27 protein-coding genes are annotated in these 17,179 nt (G+C 45.0%); 25 read left to right on the top strand and 2 right to left on the bottom strand.

Annotated elements, in window-relative coordinates; all coding sequences use genetic code 11:
• Nucleotides 1-63: 63 nt before the first annotated feature.
• The 9 genes from PSI23_RS18125 (at nt 64) to PSI23_RS18085 (ending at nt 4,949) form a co-directional block, all read left to right on the top strand.
• Nucleotides 64-477 (top strand): DUF4054 domain-containing protein, encoded by a 414-nt coding sequence (locus PSI23_RS18125; RefSeq protein ID WP_273556388.1) that lies wholly within the window; start codon nt 64-66, stop codon nt 475-477.
• Between the two features lie 3 nt (nt 478-480).
• Nucleotides 481-951, top strand: coding sequence for an HK97-gp10 family putative phage morphogenesis protein (locus tag PSI23_RS18120; protein ID WP_273556387.1), 471 nt, complete (start codon nt 481-483; stop codon nt 949-951).
• A gap of 277 nt (nt 952-1,228) precedes the next feature.
• Nucleotides 1,229-1,609 carry a hypothetical protein gene (locus tag PSI23_RS18115; protein ID WP_273556386.1) on the top strand — a complete coding sequence of 127 codons (381 nt, stop codon included), beginning with the start codon at nt 1,229-1,231 and terminating at the stop codon, nt 1,607-1,609.
• Nucleotides 1,597-2,082 carry a phage neck terminator protein gene (locus PSI23_RS18110; protein WP_273556385.1) on the top strand — a complete coding sequence of 162 codons (486 nt, stop codon included), beginning with the start codon at nt 1,597-1,599 and terminating at the stop codon, nt 2,080-2,082. Before PSI23_RS18115 ends, PSI23_RS18110 begins: the two co-directional genes overlap by 13 nt.
• A gap of 9 nt (nt 2,083-2,091) precedes the next feature.
• Nucleotides 2,092-3,537 (top strand): DUF3383 domain-containing protein, encoded by a 1,446-nt coding sequence (locus PSI23_RS18105; RefSeq protein WP_273556384.1) that lies wholly within the window; start codon nt 2,092-2,094, stop codon nt 3,535-3,537.
• Between the two features lie 11 nt (nt 3,538-3,548).
• Nucleotides 3,549-3,998 (top strand): phage tail fiber protein, encoded by a 450-nt coding sequence (locus PSI23_RS18100; RefSeq protein WP_273556383.1) that lies wholly within the window; start codon nt 3,549-3,551, stop codon nt 3,996-3,998.
• Complete coding sequence (locus PSI23_RS18095; RefSeq protein ID WP_273556382.1) at nt 3,998-4,414, top strand: hypothetical protein; 417 nt, start codon at nt 3,998-4,000, stop codon at nt 4,412-4,414. The genes PSI23_RS18100 and PSI23_RS18095 overlap by 1 nt, the downstream gene beginning before the upstream one ends.
• Before the next feature lie 29 nt (nt 4,415-4,443).
• Nucleotides 4,444-4,620: a hypothetical protein gene (locus tag PSI23_RS18090; protein WP_273556381.1), complete on the top strand. Its 177-nt coding sequence runs from the start codon at nt 4,444-4,446 to the stop codon at nt 4,618-4,620.
• Between the two features lie 68 nt (nt 4,621-4,688).
• Nucleotides 4,689-4,949, top strand: a complete 261-nt coding sequence (locus tag PSI23_RS18085; protein ID WP_273556380.1) for a hypothetical protein — start codon at nt 4,689-4,691, stop codon at nt 4,947-4,949.
• Here the strand turns inward: PSI23_RS18085 and PSI23_RS18080 are convergent.
• On the bottom strand, nt 4,935-5,213 hold the full coding sequence (locus tag PSI23_RS18080; RefSeq protein ID WP_273556379.1) for a hypothetical protein: 279 nt from the start codon (nt 5,211-5,213) through the stop codon (nt 4,935-4,937). The two genes, PSI23_RS18085 and PSI23_RS18080, sit on opposite strands and share 15 nt — an antisense overlap.
• A 149-nt stretch (nt 5,214-5,362) precedes the next feature.
• Here PSI23_RS18080 and PSI23_RS18075 point away from each other — a divergent pair, with 149 nt between their 5' ends.
• The 4 genes from PSI23_RS18075 to PSI23_RS18060 all read left to right on the top strand — a co-directional run bounded on the left by PSI23_RS18075 (nt 5,363) and on the right by PSI23_RS18060 (nt 9,385).
• Nucleotides 5,363-7,873, top strand: a complete 2,511-nt coding sequence (locus PSI23_RS18075) for a hypothetical protein (protein WP_273556378.1) — start codon at nt 5,363-5,365, stop codon at nt 7,871-7,873.
• Between the two features lie 72 nt (nt 7,874-7,945).
• Nucleotides 7,946-8,956 carry a DUF4431 domain-containing protein gene (locus tag PSI23_RS18070; protein ID WP_273556377.1) on the top strand — a complete coding sequence of 337 codons (1,011 nt, stop codon included), beginning with the start codon at nt 7,946-7,948 and terminating at the stop codon, nt 8,954-8,956.
• 44 nt (nt 8,957-9,000) lie between these two features.
• Complete coding sequence (locus PSI23_RS18065) at nt 9,001-9,198, top strand: hypothetical protein (protein ID WP_258086944.1); 198 nt, start codon at nt 9,001-9,003, stop codon at nt 9,196-9,198.
• Nucleotides 9,173-9,385: a hypothetical protein gene (locus PSI23_RS18060; protein ID WP_273556376.1), complete on the top strand. Its 213-nt coding sequence runs from the start codon at nt 9,173-9,175 to the stop codon at nt 9,383-9,385. The genes PSI23_RS18065 and PSI23_RS18060 overlap by 26 nt, the downstream gene beginning before the upstream one ends.
• Nucleotides 9,386-9,441: 56 nt before the next feature.
• On the opposite strand, the gene PSI23_RS18055 is transcribed toward PSI23_RS18060, so the two are convergent.
• On the bottom strand, nt 9,442-9,792 hold the full coding sequence (locus tag PSI23_RS18055) for an Arc family DNA-binding protein (RefSeq protein ID WP_273556375.1): 351 nt from the start codon (nt 9,790-9,792) through the stop codon (nt 9,442-9,444).
• Between the two features lie 22 nt (nt 9,793-9,814).
• Between PSI23_RS18055 and PSI23_RS18050 the strand changes: the two genes are divergently transcribed.
• The 12 genes from PSI23_RS18050 to PSI23_RS17995 all read left to right on the top strand — a co-directional run.
• A complete protein-coding gene (locus PSI23_RS18050; RefSeq protein ID WP_069316209.1) occupies nt 9,815-9,997 on the top strand; it encodes an Arc family DNA-binding protein in 183 nt (60 codons plus the stop codon).
• Nucleotides 9,998-10,026: 29 nt separating this feature from the next.
• On the top strand, nt 10,027-10,878 hold the full coding sequence (locus PSI23_RS18045; protein ID WP_273556374.1) for a KilA-N domain-containing protein: 852 nt from the start codon (nt 10,027-10,029) through the stop codon (nt 10,876-10,878).
• Nucleotides 10,879-10,996: 118 nt separating this feature from the next.
• The gene (locus tag PSI23_RS18040; protein WP_187652387.1) at nt 10,997-11,260 is read left to right on the top strand and encodes a type II toxin-antitoxin system RelB/DinJ family antitoxin; all 264 of its coding nucleotides are present in this window, start codon (nt 10,997-10,999) and stop codon (nt 11,258-11,260) included.
• Entirely contained in the window at nt 11,247-11,528 is a 282-nt protein-coding gene (locus PSI23_RS18035; RefSeq protein WP_046335942.1) for a type II toxin-antitoxin system YafQ family toxin, read from the top strand. Before PSI23_RS18040 ends, PSI23_RS18035 begins: the two co-directional genes overlap by 14 nt.
• Before the next feature lie 116 nt (nt 11,529-11,644).
• Nucleotides 11,645-12,394, top strand: a complete 750-nt coding sequence (locus PSI23_RS18030) for a phage baseplate protein (RefSeq protein ID WP_273556373.1) — start codon at nt 11,645-11,647, stop codon at nt 12,392-12,394.
• Nucleotides 12,394-12,666 carry a phage baseplate plug family protein gene (locus PSI23_RS18025; RefSeq protein WP_273556372.1) on the top strand — a complete coding sequence of 91 codons (273 nt, stop codon included), beginning with the start codon at nt 12,394-12,396 and terminating at the stop codon, nt 12,664-12,666. The genes PSI23_RS18030 and PSI23_RS18025 overlap by 1 nt, the downstream gene beginning before the upstream one ends.
• Nucleotides 12,653-13,546: a baseplate hub protein gene (locus PSI23_RS18020; protein WP_273556371.1), complete on the top strand. Its 894-nt coding sequence runs from the start codon at nt 12,653-12,655 to the stop codon at nt 13,544-13,546. Before PSI23_RS18025 ends, PSI23_RS18020 begins: the two co-directional genes overlap by 14 nt.
• Nucleotides 13,527-14,216: a phage baseplate protein gene (locus PSI23_RS18015; protein WP_273556370.1), complete on the top strand. Its 690-nt coding sequence runs from the start codon at nt 13,527-13,529 to the stop codon at nt 14,214-14,216. Before PSI23_RS18020 ends, PSI23_RS18015 begins: the two co-directional genes overlap by 20 nt.
• 3 nt (nt 14,217-14,219) lie before the next feature.
• Nucleotides 14,220-14,573 carry a hypothetical protein gene (locus tag PSI23_RS18010; RefSeq protein ID WP_273556369.1) on the top strand — a complete coding sequence of 118 codons (354 nt, stop codon included), beginning with the start codon at nt 14,220-14,222 and terminating at the stop codon, nt 14,571-14,573.
• Nucleotides 14,570-15,760 carry a baseplate J/gp47 family protein gene (locus PSI23_RS18005; RefSeq protein ID WP_273556368.1) on the top strand — a complete coding sequence of 397 codons (1,191 nt, stop codon included), beginning with the start codon at nt 14,570-14,572 and terminating at the stop codon, nt 15,758-15,760. The genes PSI23_RS18010 and PSI23_RS18005 overlap by 4 nt, the downstream gene beginning before the upstream one ends.
• On the top strand, nt 15,760-16,389 hold the full coding sequence (locus PSI23_RS18000) for a baseplate wedge 1 family protein (protein ID WP_273556367.1): 630 nt from the start codon (nt 15,760-15,762) through the stop codon (nt 16,387-16,389). Before PSI23_RS18005 ends, PSI23_RS18000 begins: the two co-directional genes overlap by 1 nt.
• A gap of 10 nt (nt 16,390-16,399) precedes the next feature.
• On the top strand, nt 16,400-17,179 hold a 780-nt coding region (locus PSI23_RS17995), incomplete at its 3' end, for a phage tail protein (RefSeq protein WP_273556366.1).

The raw sequence follows: 17,179 nt of genomic DNA, 5'->3' as shown, positions 1-17,179 counted from the left end.
TCATGGACGTGAGCCAGTAGATACCAGCAAAACTACAACAGAGCCAGCGAAGGAGACTGCCTGATGGCTATCGTCACATTTGACAGTGGCGAGTTCCTGAAATTGTACCCCCGGTTTGCTGGCATCCTGACCGAAGGGCAGCTTCAACAGGCCTTTGATGTGGCCTGTTTGCTGCTCGATAACTCTGATAATTCGATTATCCCCTATGAGCCTGATGGTACACAGGAACGCAAGACATTGCTGTACTTGTTGGTTTGCCATATCGCCACCGTGACGCTATGGGGGAATAGTGGTCAGGCGGGGCCAGCTTCCAGCGCCACAGAAGGTTCAGTCAGTGTCTCGTTTGCCGTGCCTGATGCCGCTAATGCGTCGTGGTTTAAGTTTACCCCGTGTGGGCAGATGTACTGGCAGGCGACCCGTAAGTATGTGGTCGGTGGACGTTATTCAGCGGTGAAACATTATCATCCGTGGGGGTAAATCATGGTTATTAAAGGTGGGGATAAGCTCAGAGCTGCACTGGAACGCATCGCCAATACACCGACGATTCAGATACAAGCTGGAGTACTGGCGGGTGCAACCAATGAAGACACTGGGGAAAAAATAGCCCCTTATGCTGCTGCCAATGAATTTGGTACCCGCAATATTCCGCCTCGTCCCTTTATGCGAAGCACCATCGCCAATAAATCGGACGAATGGGCGCAACTTATCGCGTCACAGATCCGAGGCAGATTACAGGATGCAGGCGGTGTAGAAGCAGCATTCAATACATTGGGAATGGTGATGGCAGCAGATATTAAAGACAGCATCGAGCAATCATTACCACCCCCTAACGCCCCGGCAACCGTTGCCAAGAAAACCAAGAAAGGACGCGCATCACCCGGTCAAACGCTGGTGGATTCCGGGAGCTTGCAAAGGGCAATTGATTACGAAGTTATTAAAGGCGGGGAATAGCAAATGCAATCCGAATATATTGTTTACGCAGAGCTTTATGATGAGTCAGGATGTTCCATTGCACACGCAAATACGGCTTATACAATAGATAGGCGAGAGGGTTCCACAGCAACTGATCTTCTAGTGAGTATGCGGAAACAGTTACTAGAAGAAGGCAAGGTGGTGTTTCCAAACGCAACCAGCGTATCCATCAAAGGTCTTTTCAAACTTTAGTCCGGAACCAAATTCAAATTAATGATCTCCTCCGGGAGGTTTTTTACATCCTGAAAGGTGAGAAATGGTTAATGTCAGAGGAATCGCCAATAGCCTCATTACCACTGTTAACCCGAATATCAGTGCCGTTCTGGTGGTGAATGACGGTTATACAGTCACCGATTCCGGCAAGCAGATCCCCAAATATACCGAGCATGAAATTTCGGTGCAGCTACAGAGCCTCAGCACGCAGGATTTAGAGCATCTGGGGGTGATTAACCAACAGGGTCAGTTCATCTATGCCTATGCCAGAGGTCAAATTTCGGCAATCCGGCGCACGAAGCAGAAAGGCTCTGACCGGATGAAATTCGCGGCTTATGGTGAAGATGAGGTGTCCGAATGGAATGTGACGCAGGTCATCGAGTCCTACCCGACATGGGTTAAGGTGCTGCTATGGCGACAATAACAGTCACTCATGAGAATTTGTTTGCCGAGGTCAGAAAATACCTCATCGAGCTATTCCAGTGTGATGTGGTTCAGGGCTATCAAAATGATGTCCCTGTTCCCGAAAATGGTATTGTGATGCATGTCCTGTTTGAGCGGGATATTGATTACATCGCCAATTATTACCATCACGAATCGTCAGAAATCACGGCCCAACGCTCTGTGGAACTGACGATGCAGCTCGATTTTTATGGTGATGATGCCGATTCACGGGCGCGGGTGGTGGCGAATCTGTGGCAATCCGGTTACACCACAGCGCGGTTAAAAAAATGCCAGCCACTCTACAGTGAGTCACCGCGAAAAATGGTGCTGGTGAATGAGGCGAACCAGTACGAAAATCGCGTGATACTCGAAATTAAGCTGCAATATAACCCTGAAACATCCTATTCAGTCGACAGCACTGACGCATTCTCTATCAATACCAACTCTATTTGAGGAATATTCATGAACACTATTCCGGCGAGCGATATCGTCAGTATATTGCCCGGTGTCGTTGGCACTGGCGGTAATCCACTGGCATTGAACGCTGTATTTATTACCAAACAAACCCCACAGGCCATGCTGGGTGTGAAAGCATTCGGTGATGATGAGCAGGTCGCTCAGATCTTTGGTACAAAATCCAAAGAGCACGAGGCCGCTCAAGTTTATTTCGCGGGATTTGTTAATTCAACGACCCGACCCGAAACGCTGTATATCGCATCAATGGTGACAACCAATCAGGCGGCGAAACTGGTTGGCGGGAAAGTACCGACGCGGGATTTTAATCATATCCCTCAGGGGCTGGAGCTGGATATTGACGGCAAGAGGCAATCTGTCGTTATCACTCCCGCTGACATCAAATCCTATTCCGCATTAGCGGAGGCGGTATCGGCATCATTAGCTAAGGCTGGTACATGCAAATATGACTCTACCAGCCACACCTTTGCCATTGAAGGCGCAACGAAAGGCACTGCCGGTACTATCGGTTTCGGCTCTGGTGATTTGGCTGAGTACATGGGGCTGACAGAAGAGAAAGGCGCACAGAAAAACGACGGTATCAATACTGACACTATCGATGAGTTAATGCCGCGCATTACCAAATCAGTGAGCAATTTCGTTTCTATCCTGGCTATTGGTAATTTCAGCACCGATGAGAAATTGGCGATTTCCAAATGGGTGACACTGCAAAATGACCGTTATGTGCATGTGTTGTGTGAGAAATCCGCACTGGAATTGATTTCCAACACAATCACTGAGGCTGAAATCGGCGGTACGTGCCTGATGTATGGCGATCACACTCATGGCGCATTCGCCTGTACCTATGCCGCATCGCTGAATTTTAACGAGCGGAACGGTCGCGCAACATTTGCATTCCGTCGGCAGGAGGGATTAAAGCCCACGGTGACCGATAAGGCGCTGGCGGATGAACTATTGCGGCTCAGGTTCAACTTCTACGGCGCTTACGGTACGGCAAATGACCGATTTGTATTTGTTAACAACGGCTCTGTTTCTGGCAAATTCAAATGGATGGACAGCTACATCATTCAGGTGTTCCTGAATAGCCAGCTCCAACTGGCATTAATGACGATGCTGACCAGTTTCAAATCCATTTCGTATAACGAAACGGGTAAAGCCATCCATCGCGCCGCCATCAAAGACCCGATTGATCAGATGCTGAATTTTGGCGGCATTCAGCGCGGTATCATTTTGTCTGAACAGCAGAAAAAACAGATTAACGTTGAGGCGGGATTTGATGCTGCGGCGCAGATTCAAACCGAGGGGTGGTGTGTCCTCATTGGTGATACACCTGCACAGACTCGCGGATTGCGTAAATCCATGCCGTTGAAATTCTGGTATGCCGATGGCGGCAGCGTCCAGAAAGTTGAACTCCCATCAATTAACGTCCAGTAAGGGGAAGCATTATGCCAATGGGACATAACCCACGCACGATTACCTCAGCCAATGCGGTATTGATGCTGAGATGCAAAGGGATTTACGACGATTACGTCCAAATTCAGGGTTTTCAGGCCGACAACGCTTGGGAGTTTGGCGAGGTCAATATCGGGGAGACTCGAATTGGGGTGGATGGTAAACAGAGTATCGGCTACCTTCCCCACGAAACACCATGGACATTGTATCTGGAGGCAAATAGTTCATCAATTCAGGTTATGGAAAATATCCGCAAAGATTTTAACTCCAACATGGAATCACGGTTTATCGACATCGTGATTGAAATCCCCTCCATCAAAAAGCGCTATTCCGGTACGGGTGGCCTAATCAGTATGACGGGTGGTGCGAGCGGCAAAAAATTATTGGACGGAACCAGCTACAAATTCAACATGATCACTAACGGCGCTGAGGAAATTGCATAATGTCTATCCTACTTAACTCCAAAACTATCACCATCGAATCAGGCCGCGATGCGGGAAAAATATTTGTTATCACTGAGATGCCGATTATTAAGGCGGATAACTGGGCGATGAGGGCGTTATTCACTATCGCCAATGGCGGTATCGATATTGGTGATATCCGCCCTGAAATGGGCATGATGGGGATGGCTCAGATTGCTGTTAAAGCACTGTCGAGCATTCGGTCGGAAGAGGGTATTCCGCTGCTTGATGAGCTGCTCGACTGCGTGCAAATCGTTCCATCTGGCGGCAATGCCCGTGCTATTGAGTTCAATTCCGATATCAGGGATGTGAAAACCATGTTCTTATTGCGGAAAGAGGCGCTCGCTATCCATATCGATTTTTTAACTCAAGGCGGTGGCTCCGCCTCGAAAAATTAAGAGCCGGCCTGCCGCTGAAAGAGGGGGTGATGGCAGAGCCGGGAAATGTCTCCGGTGTTGTCTATCAGGTCATCACCTCTGGGTATGCAACCTACTATGAACTCTCCACGATATATGGCCTCGAAAGTGCGCTGAACCTGATTGAAATAAATCAGGTCAGCGAATACAACAAGCGCTTGATAGAGGAACTGAGCAAGTCTGATTGATTTTCTTTTCCTCTGGCCTTTTTAAACGTGGATTTAGTCAAATTTAATTAATTAAACAGGTGATAGATATGAAATTTGAAGAATTATCAGATGCATCACAACAGGCAGCACGAGAAGCCTTAGTGAATGCGCTCAATATAGAAATGGAATCTCGCCGCTATATTGATGATAACAGGGCGAAATATATCGCCCGAAATATTAGAGATAGCTTTATCGCTCTTGAAACAGAAGATCCCAAGCTAGGCTACGGAAGTAATGAAGATGAAGAAGGTGAAAAATCACCAGTACCAGCAAGTGATTCAGATGAAAGATGCTCAAACGGGGCTTAATAGCCATGCTCTGCCATCTGATTTTGTGACTAATACATAAGGATTTTTTTTCACACTAGAAGCTATTTTGTCAACCTCATCGCGAACTTCAGAGGAGGTTTTGTTTTTGGTAGTCACATATTCAGCGGAGGGTAGTTTGTATTTTTTGCCTAATGAGTCTTTAATTTCTTTTGAATAACCTTTCGCCTCCATTTTTTCATGGAGCAACTCGTAATCACTAGCATCGGCCTTATGTAATTCTACTCGGACAGTAAAATCTGCCATTTTTCTTATTCCTTGTTTTGACTATGGAACGAACAAACTATCAGTTTTACTTGATTGCGGTAAGTGAGGAACCACCTCGCCTGATGTGGTGAAAAGCAAGCTAATTCATGCCGCCTAACTGCGGCTTTTTTACGTCCAAAGGAGAACTAATGGCGACCCTAGTTGATACATTGCTTGTCGCACTCAAGCTGGATATGAGCGGCTTTGCCAGTGATGCGAACAAAGCAATCAAAGCACTGGATGATCTGGATAAGAAGGCTGGCGGTGCATCTACTGCGGTAGTGAAATTGTCCGGGGGCACTGACAAGGCCGCGGACAGCACAAAAGAGTTAACTGACTCAAATCAGGAGCTGACTAAAACAATCGAAACCGTCGGGAAAACCACCAAAAACACCTCCAGTGTGGTGTTGGGCTTTTCTGATAGGTTGGGTGATACGTCCGATAAAACTCAGGACTGGAGCAAATCCATTAATGGTGCAGTCAAGGCATTAACTGGATTGTTCGCCACTATCTTCGTCTCAACTGGCCTTACCAAACTGATCAGCGAAGTGTCACAGTCAAACGATCAGCTCCACTTCCTGAGTAAAAACCTCGGCATGAACGCGGAGACCATCAAAAAATGGCAGAACGTCGCGGAAATGTCCGGTGGCAGTGCTGACGGCATGGCAGCAACAATGACCAATCTCAATAAATCGCTGTGGGATTTGGTCACAATGGGCGATGCGTCCATATTGCCCTTCTTCAATGCACTCGGTATCGGGGTGGTAGATTCCTACGGCAAGATCCGTAATCTGGACGATATACTACTGGATATGGCAGACAGTATGTCCCAGATGGAGCGACCACAGGCATACAATATTGCTAAAAACATGGGGCTGGATGAGGGCACTATTAACCTGTTGCTTGAAGGTAAGGATGCAATAAAGAAAAAGCTGGACGCGCAGAAAAACGTAGTCATATCCACCAAAGAGGAATTGGAACTTAACCGCCAACTCAGGGAGCAAAACTCAGTACTCGGTCAGCAATGGGAGGGGCTGAAAACCATTGTTGCTAACTACTTGATACCTCGTTTGCTAAAATTATCCACAATGGTGACAGGCTTTCTGGAGTACCTGAATAAGAACCGAGAGACAGTAATAACCATATTTCAGGGAATGGCTGTTGTTCTGACCGCTACCCTAATCCCTGTTGTGGGTCGAGCAGCCTTAGCTATGCTAGCTCTATTTGCACCATTGATAACTGGAACCGGATTGATTCTCGCTCTAGTTGCTGCTTTATGGCTGCTACATGACGATTATCAGGGGTGGAAGGAAGGCAAGGATTCGTTCTTTGACTGGGATACAATGAATAAGTCCCTCATATGGGTTTTGGATAAGTTGGAAGAGTTGGGGAAATGGTTCAAGGATACTACTATCGGGAAATGGTTCACTGATGCCAATGGTGAGCTGGATACATTCAAACTTACCCTAGGCGGCCTAGCCTTATTTCTTGGTGGGCCATGGTTGGCTGGAATTCTGACTTCGTTAGGTTTAGCTGGACTAGGCTTACTAAGGTTCTTCGGGTTGCCCGGTGCATTGATTGCGGGTTCACTCTGGGCGTTCAGTGAACTTAAATCCAAGATTGATGAGTTTGATTGGGATTCGTTAGCTGAAAAGACAGCCAAAGGAGGAGTTAAGGCGGCAGGAGCTATAATAACAGCGAATAAATTAGCAAACGCTGAAACAGTATCAGAACAAGGCCAAATACTATTGGATGCGGCAAAAACTATGCCCGAAGTGAAACTCATCACTGAGGCAGTAGAATTTGGCTCAAACACCATATCAAGCAATACAGATGAACAAGGAAGAATTAACTGGTCTGGTGTAACGAAAAGCACTGTTGATTCATTCAAGAAAGCTGGAAAGGCTGTCGTTGCTGGTGCAAAAAATAAACCGAAACCTAAGTCATTATCTGAAACTCAAAAAGGTGATACCAGAGGAGAACGTAATAATAACCCTCTGAATATGGAGTTCGCCAAGCAAAAAGGTGCAACAGTAGAAGATCATCCTGAGAAGCGCTTTGCTAAATTTGACACGCCTTATGAAGGGGTGGAACGTACCGCATGGCAATTGCGCCGCTACTCCAGTGGTCAAACTACAGGGAAAAAGATGCAAACGGTTGAAGATATAATATCTACTTGGGCACCTCCTGGTGGAAAAGACAATAACCACACAGAGGATTATATTCAAAGGGTTGCTCAGAGGTTAGGAGTGGATCGGAGCGACCGCTTAGATTTGAACAACCATGATCTCATGTATTCACTAATGAACGCTATGAGTCAGGAAGAAATAGGCAAACCGTTACCTTACTCCAAGCAGCTCGTCATGGCAGCAATCAAAGGGCAAGGTGACTCTACCGCCAACCTAGCTAAAAACATTAATGCATTTTCTGAATACATATCAAAACCTTTGGTCAGCAACATGCCAAACGCAGGCACTGAATTTTTGGCTCAGACTCCTCGAATACAAAATATGACTAGAGCTGGTACGACTAACGTCAGGGTAGATATGAATGGCAATGTTAATGTTTACTCAAACTCAGATACCATCAAAGGCACTGTATCAGATGGCGGTGAAGCAATCAGGACAAGTTTGTCTCAGATAGTATCATCTATGGGATAGATTGATTTTTCTGTATTTTGTTTGAGCGGTGGTTATACTTGAAGCAAATGAATCATTGTGTGAGGTTCAAGGATGTTAAAGAAAATTGCTGTCACTCTGTTTCTGGTATCTGCCACCGCCAACGCCGCTAGCTTTGATTGCTCTAAGGCGACAAGTAAAGCTGAAAAGCTGATTTGCTCTACTCCAGCTTTATCTCAAGCTGATGATGCTCTGTATGTTGATTATCTGCAAGCAAAAGTAGTTACTGGTAATAGTAATGATTTCAAGGCATTGGTTAAACAGAACTGGAAACTGCGCGAAAAGAACTGTGATACGGAAGAGTGTTTGCTTGGTTGGTATAAGCGATCTACGGCACTGTATAGACAGATTGCTGGAAATTCCCGTGCCGATAATTCCCCTGCTATTAATTTGCAATATTCCAAGCTGGTTACTGTAAGTGGGCTTCTTACAACAGTAGATGGTGATGATGAAGGATTGCCGTATAGTTTAAAAGACATGCCAGCTATAAAGCTTGATTCCCCTGTAAATGTAATTGCACCACCAGATGAGGAGGAAGGTAGCGAAAAAATAACAGAAATGGGGGTGGATATAATGCAGTTAGCTATGAATAACAATGGAATGATAGAAAAATTCAGGCAGATGAAAGGACAAAAAGCCAGAGTTATGTGTAGCTTATATCATTCCCACACTGCACACCATGTAACACCTGTTGTTTGTGATGTGGATAGGATAACTTCAACTAAGAACCAGCCAAAACAAACTAATGATCCAGTAACACAATCAGTAAGCAGCAAAAAAAGCTTGGACGATTTCTTTAGAGATAATCCGTCACTTAGTGGTTTTTATGTGAAACGAGCTATTAAAAACCAATCTGCCGGAGTATCCATAATGGATGCTATGACTTCCACAGACTCATCAAAAAGCAAGCTAAAAATTACCAGCGACCAACTAAATACCAATGGCTATGAGTATGCGAAACTTGCTGTTCGGCAACTTCAAGAGTTATGCTCGATGGGGATGGTAACAATGCACAGTCTCAAAAATGCTGATTGTGCAGCAATAATGTCATATGTGGAAAAATAACTTATAGCAGTAAAAATACTAATCATTTCTAATGGAGTATTAGAATGCGTATATTATGGCTTGCAGTAATTTTTTGTTCTATCTTTGGGGTTGCAGCGGGATTATTACCAGCGCTAACTATGGCTGAAAGCGCACCACAAGAAGCAGCGGGGGCAGCTATTGCAGTGGCGTGTGCCGTTGTACCTTACTGTATTGCTCGCGCAGTAAGTATGTTAAGTGGAAATTCAAAAAAGGACGATTGAAGCGATGATGGGTGGTCTTGATTTGCCTGAATTTTGGATTGCTGCTGCTTTGATTGGTCTGATCCCAGCGGCGTTAGCCAATTCCAAAGGCCGGAATTTTTTCGCATGGTGGGTATATGGAACTCTTCTCTTTATTGTTGCTTTAATTCATGCTTTTGTATTGGACAAGGCAGATAAAAAGAAGTGACAGGATTGTTGCACTGTAGCCATCATGCAATAGCCCCATTGGGGCTTTTTGTTGGATTATTTTTTATCTTCTTTATTTCTTTCAAGCTTCACTGCATTTTCTGCGGCGAGCTTTGCAATTTCTTCTAATATCTCTCGCTCAATCTTAGGATCTATTGTCGTTGATTGATGTTTCATTGATAACTGAGATTGTTCTCTTGATTTATGTCTTCTGACCGCATCAAGCAAAACAGCAACAATCTCAGCATTTACAGACCGCTTATTGTCTGATGCCATATTTTGCACGGCTTCTTTAAGGTCTTGCGGTAGACGAATGTTTATTTGTGGCTCACGGCTCATAAGTAAATCCGGTGCAATAATAATGTTGACATGGTAGCCACCTGCTACTAATCTATCAATGGTAGCCAATGGATATCATTAGTGAGGAACTATGAACAAAACAGAAAGATTGCCACAGGTAAATATTAGGATGCCAAGTGAAGTAAGGGAAAACTTGAAATGCATTGCAGGTACACAAGATAGATCCATGAACTATGTAATCGTTAAGGCACTTGAAGAATACATAGCTAGAAACAGTGAAGCCCCAACTATTACGAGTAGTCAGGGCTTCTAATTTGTCAGAAACTTATCGAGGTAACCGACATGACTAGTATAGCAACTAATGAAACGTATAACACCAATCAAATTATTATCTCTGATATCTCTATCCATCAAGATACTCAGGGTCGTTACTCACTGAACGATCTACATAAAGCATCTGGTGGAGAGCAGCGTCACCGTCCGAAGTATTGGCTGGAACTGCAACAAACAAATGATTTGATTGATGAAATTCTAAAAGGCGGAATTCCGCCCTTTAAAAATGAAATCCTAAATGCTCAGATTCTAGCATTTAAACCTGTCGATTCACGTAAGGGCCGCCATGGTGGGACTTATGTTTGCAAAGAGTTAGTTTACTCCTATGCAATGTGGATCAGTGCCGCATATGCCCTAAAAGTTATCAGGGCATATGATGACTTGGTTAATGGTCGTATCAGTGCGGTAAAAATTAAAACCACTTCTGACGATAGAACACCATTACGCAAGGCAGTTAGCTATTTAGTTGGGCGAAAGAAGATGATTTATAAAGAAGCATATGAGCTTGTTCATCATCGCTTTAATGTTGAACACATTGACGAATTGCCAATGGAGCAAATCCCTCTCGCCGTCGAGTACATTCATAAACTGGCATTAGAGGGTGAGTATCTTGGCAAAGAAGAGTTACCATCACCTCAATCTGCAAAAATGGACTTGTCGCTTGAACTAAATAACATCGGAGTGATTTACAAGCAACTCAAAAAAATGACTGATATATGGAAAGAGTCGATATATCCAGCATTAGAGTTAGTGAACTCACCGATAGCTTCTAAGTTTCATACTTATTTATGGGATGTTTCTGGAGCCGCCCATTCGACGAAGTGTGCAATTGAGCGAAAGGCTAAGAAGTCACTGAACTAACCCCAAGCCACGGATGGCTTGAAGCTCGAAAAAGGTTATTTTTTACCCATTAAAGTTGATAATAGGCATTCATTGAATTACAATTGAATTACAACGTCATTCAATGAGATATATTATTATGGCTACAAACCAGCTAGTACAAACCCGTATTGACGGTGAGATTAAAGCAGAAGCGGCTGCTGTTTTGGCTGCGATGGGACTGACTGTGTCCGATGCCGTCCGCATGATGTTAACGCGAGTGGCAAGAGATAAGGTATTGCCGTTTGAGCCTCTGATACCGAATGAGACAACAATAGCCGCAATGAAAGAAGCTCGCAAAGGTGGCGGCAAATCATTTTCCTCAGTTAAAGATTTAATGGCTGATCTCAATGCGGACGACTGATTATACAAGCCAGTTTAAGCGAGATTACAAGAGAGAAAAGAAAGGTCGTCATCGTGAAACTCTGGATGACGCACTTATGACGGTGACTGAATTATTGGCCTCTGATAGCTTGCTAGAACCGAAATATTGTGATCATGCCCTTTCTGGTGATTGGAAGGATTTTCGAGACTGCCACATTAAACCTGACTTGATATTGATTTATCAGAAGCCAGACGCTGACATATTACGCCTTGTCCGCCTTGGTTCTCACTCAGAGCTTGGCTTATAGCATCTCTTTGACAGAACGGAGTCAACTTGAATATAGCCCGCCCTGAGCGGGTTTTTTCATACCCAAATCCTAGCCGCCTCGTGCGGTTTTTTTACATCCAAAAAACGAGGTGCTCTATGTTTGGAATGCCAGAATTACCCAAAATGCCGGATATACCCAACTGGAAGGGAGTTCCTAACGCCGCAATGGATGCGGGAATTAGTCTTGGCGGTGCTGCATTGATAAATACACTGTTCGGCAATTATTGGGGCATATTCAATCAGTATGGCATTCCCCTTTTGCTTGCTGATAACGTGATATCACTGCAATACCAGAACCAATACCGGGTGGTGAGTGCGCCGATAGAAAATGGCTCATTTGCCACTTACAACAAAGTGAGCGATCCGTACAAAGTTACTGTTCAGTTAACTAAGGGCAGCGGAGGAACTTTAGAGCGCGGTGCTTTCTTAGCACAACTTGAGATTTTGGCAAAAAGCACACTCAAATTTCATGTTGTCACGCCTGAATTTGTCTACACCAATGCGGCTATCGTTGGCTACGACTTGGCTCGTGAGTCTAAAGATGGTGCAACGCTGATTAAGGTTAACGTACATCTGGAGGAAATACGCGAGGTGAAGGTTAAGTACGGTAAAGAGGAAGTCAAAAATCCTGATGATGCCAAGAAAAAGGACACAGGCGACCAGACGCAGAAAATAGAGTCTCAGGTAAATAATATTCTGGATGAAATTATAGATGAGCGTAAAACAAAATTAAAAAAGATAGGGGATTTTACAGGAAAGCTCGGTGGTGCCCTTGAAAAAATTTGGAATGATAATAAGCAATTATTAGATATGGCAAAGCAGCAAATTAGCGGGGGAGGGTTTTAATGCTTATCGAAATAACAATATCCCCTACCCCAAACCAGACGACCTCATTTTCTATTGGTACAGATTTAATTGAATTAACGCTGGAGACTCGGTTAGGAAATATATTCGCCACAGTAAAACAGAATGGTGAATATCTGGTGTGTAACCGCATTTGCCGGAATCTCACGTATATCTGTAGATGGCTGGTATTTTTGGATATCGAGGGTAACTCTGACCCTGAATATTCCGGCCTCGGTTCCCGTTACAAATTGGTATGGAATGATGAAATTTAATCGCAAGGTAATCAAAATAACGCTCACCCTTTCAGGCAAAGACGAATCATTCACCTCCAGCAACCAAAATAAACTCTCTGCAACCGGATTACGGATCAGCGCCGAAATCAATTATGGCAATGGTGCTATTACGCCGCATTCTCGCATTAAAGCCTACGGGCTACCTATGGACGTGATGGAGAAATTGTTACGTATCAAATGGAATGATATCAAGGCATTGCGCAATAACGTGACGATAGAGGCAAGTGAGGAAGGCGAAGAGTTATCACAAGTTTTTCGGGGCGGTATCACCTTTGCTTATCCCGACTTTGGCGATACGCCTAATGTTGCACTGGTGATTGAATCTCAAACTGCTGTTCTGGATAAAATGGCTGGCGTTGATGCAGAGAGCTACGAAGGTGAGCATGATGTCGTCAATATCATGGGTAACATCTGCAAGCGCATTGGGTACTCATTTGAATCTAACGGCGTCAGCAAGAAATTATCTAACGTTTATCTGTGTAATACCGATATCGAGAAAATCCGGCAACTGGCAGAGGCTGCGAATCTGGATTTATATATCGAAGATAAAAACGTCACTGTCACCCACAAAGATCACCCACGGCGAATGCTGAAAATCCCCATCATTTCCCCCGAAACCGGATTAATTAGCTATCCGGTTCCGACAATGATTGGCGTTCAATTCAAATGTTTCTATGACCCGCTGGTGAGATTTGGCGGCATTGTTCGCATTGCTGGCAGTCAGATAAAGATATGCAACGGAGACTGGCTGATCTACGGTATCAGGACGATTTTAGAAACCGAGCAGGATTCCGCGCAATGGTTCATGGAAGTTTCAGCGAGCCGGAGAGGTGATAACAATGTCGCAATCAAAAAATGAGCGGGTGTCATTATACGACCCCCGGACTACGGCTGGTGGCGCTCTCAGTCAGGAGGCTATCATCTGGTCACTCATTGGCAAAATGGGTACGGTGACAATATGCAGGGTGGAGAAAGTCAGAGGTGGTGGTGTAGCGCCTGTGGGCTATGTCGATATCCTGCCACTGGTACAGCAAGTTGATGGTGCGGGGAATATCTATAATACAGCCACTATCTACAATGTGCCATACTTCCGCTATCAGGGCGGTGCAAATGCAGTGATTCTCGACCCGAAAGCGGGCGACCTAGGCTTCTGCTTCACTGCCAGTCGGGATATTTCGAAGGTGAAGCGAGTCAAAGGCTCAGCCCCACCAGAGAGCAAACGCAAATATGATATGTCGGACAGCCTCTATATCGGTGGATTACTCAATGGAACGCCTAGCCAGTTTATTCATTTTCTGGAAAATGGTATTAACGTTGTCTCCACGGGCGAAATTAACATGAAAGGCACGAAAATTATCTTGGATGCCCCAGTAGAGACCACGAGTACCATTCAAGCCAAGAGCAACATTACCGACAACGCAGTCACCAATTCCCAATCGATGGCGGGAATGCGCGAGCTATATAACAGTCATACCCACCACGAGAACGGACAGGGTTCAAATACCAACCCTCCTAATCAAAAGGCGTAAATAATGCGGACATTATTTCTAATGCCTGCCACATGGGATTTAACTCTCGATGCGGCGGGGAATATTGCTATTGCCTCAGACCAGTACGCCAGAGCGCAATCTGTGGCCAATGCCTGTCGGGTATTTGTGAAAGATATGTACTACTCACAAGAGGCGGGGATTCCGTATCTGGAAGAGATTCTGGGGAAAAACAGGTACTCACTGGCGATGTACCGGAAGCATCTGGAAGACGCTGCAATGTCTGTTAATGGCGTAGTTTCAGCCACGGTAGAACTGAGCACAGCAAATGACCGGATAGTGAGGGGCCGGATTACTTTTACCGATATTGACGGGCGGGAGGGGGTAATAGAACTATGATACCGAAATTACAAATCACACCTGACGGGATATTAGCGCCCCCAACTCAGGAGGTGATAGATGGCTGGTGGCGGGTACTAAAATCGTGCTTAGGTGATAATCTCAATACCGATATGAAGACCCCGCAGGGGCAATTAGTTACCTCTCTAACCGCCATTATTACCGACGAACGCAACTTCTTTGTTAACCTCCTGAACAGTTTCGATCCCCGATACGCTGATGGAGTTATGCAGGATGCACTGGCCTATATCTATTTCCTGCAACGCAAACGGGCGACAAAATCAGTGGCTGAGGTCACGATTAACGGACTGGCAAACACGGTTATTCCGGTTGGATTTCAGGTTACTGATGACTCTGGAAAAACATGGGGCACACAGGCAGAGGCCAGAATTGGTGATAACGGATTGGTAACGGTCAATGTTTACTGTGATGTTGCTGGCAGAGTGATAGCCTCAACAGGGGCCATTAATCGCATGGTCAAAAATATCAACGGCGTTGATTCGGTCATCAATAAAACGGCGGCTATTGTCGGCAGGGGCGAGGAATCACGGCAGGAGTTTGAACTGAGGCGGCAAGAATCAGTGGCAATCAATGCCAAAAATACCAATGCTGCTACCTATGGCGCGGTATCCAATATCAAAAATGTCATTGATTGTTATGTTATCGACAATCCTTCTGATGCAACCATCACGGTTGGAGTCACTGATTACCCGCTAATCAGAAACTCTATTGCGGTCTCTGTGGTGGGTGGCGATGATAATGAAATTGCCAAGATGATATGGATTAAGGCGGGTTCGGGATGCTCGTTCGTGGGAAACACCTCTGTCAAATATCAGGACACAATTAATTTCCCCTATTTACCGCCAACCTATGACATTAAATTTATCAGGCCGACGCATGTTCCCATTGAGTTTGCTATCACGTTTGAGGATAAGTTGAGGTTAACGCACCAAGATAAAGAGGCTATTAAAAAATCCATTCTGGATGAGTTCGGGACAGGGCGAGGAAAAGGCCGGATAGCCAAGAAATTAATCGCCAGTGATTATATTTGTGCAGTTGCACAATCAACGAGGGAGCGATTGATTGCAATCCAAATAGCCAAAAAAAAGGGGGTTGCAGCTAACTATCTGGATTTCGGTATTGATGAATTCCCGACGCTATCCATAGATGACATAAGGATAGAGTGATGGAAAGTTTCCAAGAAACACTACTCAGCCAGTACGCCAACAGCCCTGCCATCTGCACCATCCTCACCTCATTTAATGAAACTATCGACCCCAGAGCTAATGCTAATGAGTTTTATCATCTGGCAGTTAATGTGCTCACGGCGAGAGGTTTTGGGCTGGATATATGGGGGCGGATTGTTGGCATTAATCGGGGGTTATCTATTCCCGACCCGAATGTTAACTATTTTGGATTTAATGAAACACAAAAATACTCACCGTTCGATCAGTCGCCGTTTTATAGCGGACTGCATACCGAATCGTCATACATGATGGATGATGCAACATTCAGGGAGGTCATTCTGATGAAGGCGTACGCGAATATTTTGAACGCGACGGCATATAACATCAATGCATTTCTGCAAGCATCATTCAAGGGCGGTCGGGCATATTTTCTCTTAACGGGCCACATGACCGCGAGATATGTTTTTGAGTACCGGTTATCTGAGCTAGAAAAAAACCTCATATATAACCAACACATATTACCACAACCATCAGGCGTCAAAATCAGCATAGCTGAACTGCCATTAGGTGAGTTTTTCGGTTTTTATGGCACTGGATTTCAACCATTTGGACAGGCAGCATTCGCATAATAGGTGAATAATGGAAAACCCAAACTTAATACCAAAACCGTTTGCTCAGAACGGGCAACGAGACGAAATACCCGCTGGCTACAAATCAGATTTACCCAGCCAAAAAGCGACGTGGGATACAGGATTCCCGCAGATTACAATGATGCCCGTTGCGGCAGGTGGATTACCTCCGAGCGGCAGGGATTTTAACGGTATATTGAACCAGATATCCGATAATATCGTGCACTTATCCAAGGGGGGTAAATACAAGTTCTCTCAGGAGTATGCTGACTCTATCGGCGGGTATCCCAAAGGCGCGATACTGCAATCGGATGATGAGACTAGGGAATTTCAGAGTTTAATCGACAATAACAAAACAGATTTTAATACAGCCCCAGTCGATAAAATTAACTCAGCGTGGAAATTAGTTAATACAACCCAATTATTGGATGAGTTAAATAAAAAATTCAATAAATCGGATGTGGTTCAATCTGTAGGTAATAGTCAATCACAGGTCATGAGCCAAAAAGCGGTTACTGATGCACTGGCTAACATTCCCCGCGCCTCACTCACCCAACCCGGCCTCGTCCAGCTCAGCAATGCCACGGATAGTAACAGTGAAATAGAGGCGGCAACCCCTCGTGCGGTGCGGGATGCATATAAATTAGCGAACGAAGCCTACGCTACCGCTTTTCACTGCTTGTCCCGAAATGAGAACGGGGCAGACATTGAGGACAAATCGGCGTTTTTGAAAAACCTGGGGTTAGGGGTCACGATAGAAAAAGCGCGTCGCGCCGTGCCTGATAGCCGG

The sequence above is a fragment of the Xenorhabdus yunnanensis genome, from assembly GCF_028598805.1.
Taxonomy (GTDB): Bacteria; Pseudomonadota; Gammaproteobacteria; order Enterobacterales; family Enterobacteriaceae; genus Xenorhabdus; species Xenorhabdus yunnanensis.
This window is presented reverse-complemented; position numbering and strand designations above follow the sequence as displayed.

Coding starts and splice junctions, on each gene's coding strand:
- PSI23_RS18085 (WP_273556380.1), top strand. CDS start 4,689: ATGAAATTTGAAGAATTATCAGATGCATCACAACAGGCAGCACGAGAA.
- PSI23_RS18095 (WP_273556382.1), top strand. CDS start 3,998: ATGTCTATCCTACTTAACTCCAAAACTATCACCATCGAATCAGGCCGC.
- PSI23_RS18065 (WP_258086944.1), top strand. CDS start 9,001: ATGCGTATATTATGGCTTGCAGTAATTTTTTGTTCTATCTTTGGGGTT.
- PSI23_RS18110 (WP_273556385.1), top strand. CDS start 1,597: ATGGCGACAATAACAGTCACTCATGAGAATTTGTTTGCCGAGGTCAGA.
- PSI23_RS18075 (WP_273556378.1), top strand. CDS start 5,363: ATGGCGACCCTAGTTGATACATTGCTTGTCGCACTCAAGCTGGATATG.
- PSI23_RS18015 (WP_273556370.1), top strand. CDS start 13,527: ATGTCGCAATCAAAAAATGAGCGGGTGTCATTATACGACCCCCGGACT.
- PSI23_RS18115 (WP_273556386.1), top strand. CDS start 1,229: ATGGTTAATGTCAGAGGAATCGCCAATAGCCTCATTACCACTGTTAAC.
- PSI23_RS18035 (WP_046335942.1), top strand. CDS start 11,247: ATGCGGACGACTGATTATACAAGCCAGTTTAAGCGAGATTACAAGAGA.
- PSI23_RS18090 (WP_273556381.1), top strand. CDS start 4,444: ATGGCAGAGCCGGGAAATGTCTCCGGTGTTGTCTATCAGGTCATCACC.
- PSI23_RS18045 (WP_273556374.1), top strand. CDS start 10,027: ATGACTAGTATAGCAACTAATGAAACGTATAACACCAATCAAATTATT.
- PSI23_RS18100 (WP_273556383.1), top strand. CDS start 3,549: ATGCCAATGGGACATAACCCACGCACGATTACCTCAGCCAATGCGGTA.
- PSI23_RS18125 (WP_273556388.1), top strand. CDS start 64: ATGGCTATCGTCACATTTGACAGTGGCGAGTTCCTGAAATTGTACCCC.
- PSI23_RS18000 (WP_273556367.1), top strand. CDS start 15,760: ATGGAAAGTTTCCAAGAAACACTACTCAGCCAGTACGCCAACAGCCCT.
- PSI23_RS18105 (WP_273556384.1), top strand. CDS start 2,092: ATGAACACTATTCCGGCGAGCGATATCGTCAGTATATTGCCCGGTGTC.
- PSI23_RS18120 (WP_273556387.1), top strand. CDS start 481: ATGGTTATTAAAGGTGGGGATAAGCTCAGAGCTGCACTGGAACGCATC.
- PSI23_RS18080 (WP_273556379.1), bottom strand. CDS start 5,213: ATGGCAGATTTTACTGTCCGAGTAGAATTACATAAGGCCGATGCTAGT.
- PSI23_RS18020 (WP_273556371.1), top strand. CDS start 12,653: ATGATGAAATTTAATCGCAAGGTAATCAAAATAACGCTCACCCTTTCA.
- PSI23_RS18040 (WP_187652387.1), top strand. CDS start 10,997: ATGGCTACAAACCAGCTAGTACAAACCCGTATTGACGGTGAGATTAAA.
- PSI23_RS18050 (WP_069316209.1), top strand. CDS start 9,815: ATGAACAAAACAGAAAGATTGCCACAGGTAAATATTAGGATGCCAAGT.
- PSI23_RS18005 (WP_273556368.1), top strand. CDS start 14,570: ATGATACCGAAATTACAAATCACACCTGACGGGATATTAGCGCCCCCA.
- PSI23_RS18030 (WP_273556373.1), top strand. CDS start 11,645: ATGTTTGGAATGCCAGAATTACCCAAAATGCCGGATATACCCAACTGG.
- PSI23_RS18070 (WP_273556377.1), top strand. CDS start 7,946: ATGTTAAAGAAAATTGCTGTCACTCTGTTTCTGGTATCTGCCACCGCC.
- PSI23_RS18025 (WP_273556372.1), top strand. CDS start 12,394: ATGCTTATCGAAATAACAATATCCCCTACCCCAAACCAGACGACCTCA.
- PSI23_RS18010 (WP_273556369.1), top strand. CDS start 14,220: ATGCGGACATTATTTCTAATGCCTGCCACATGGGATTTAACTCTCGAT.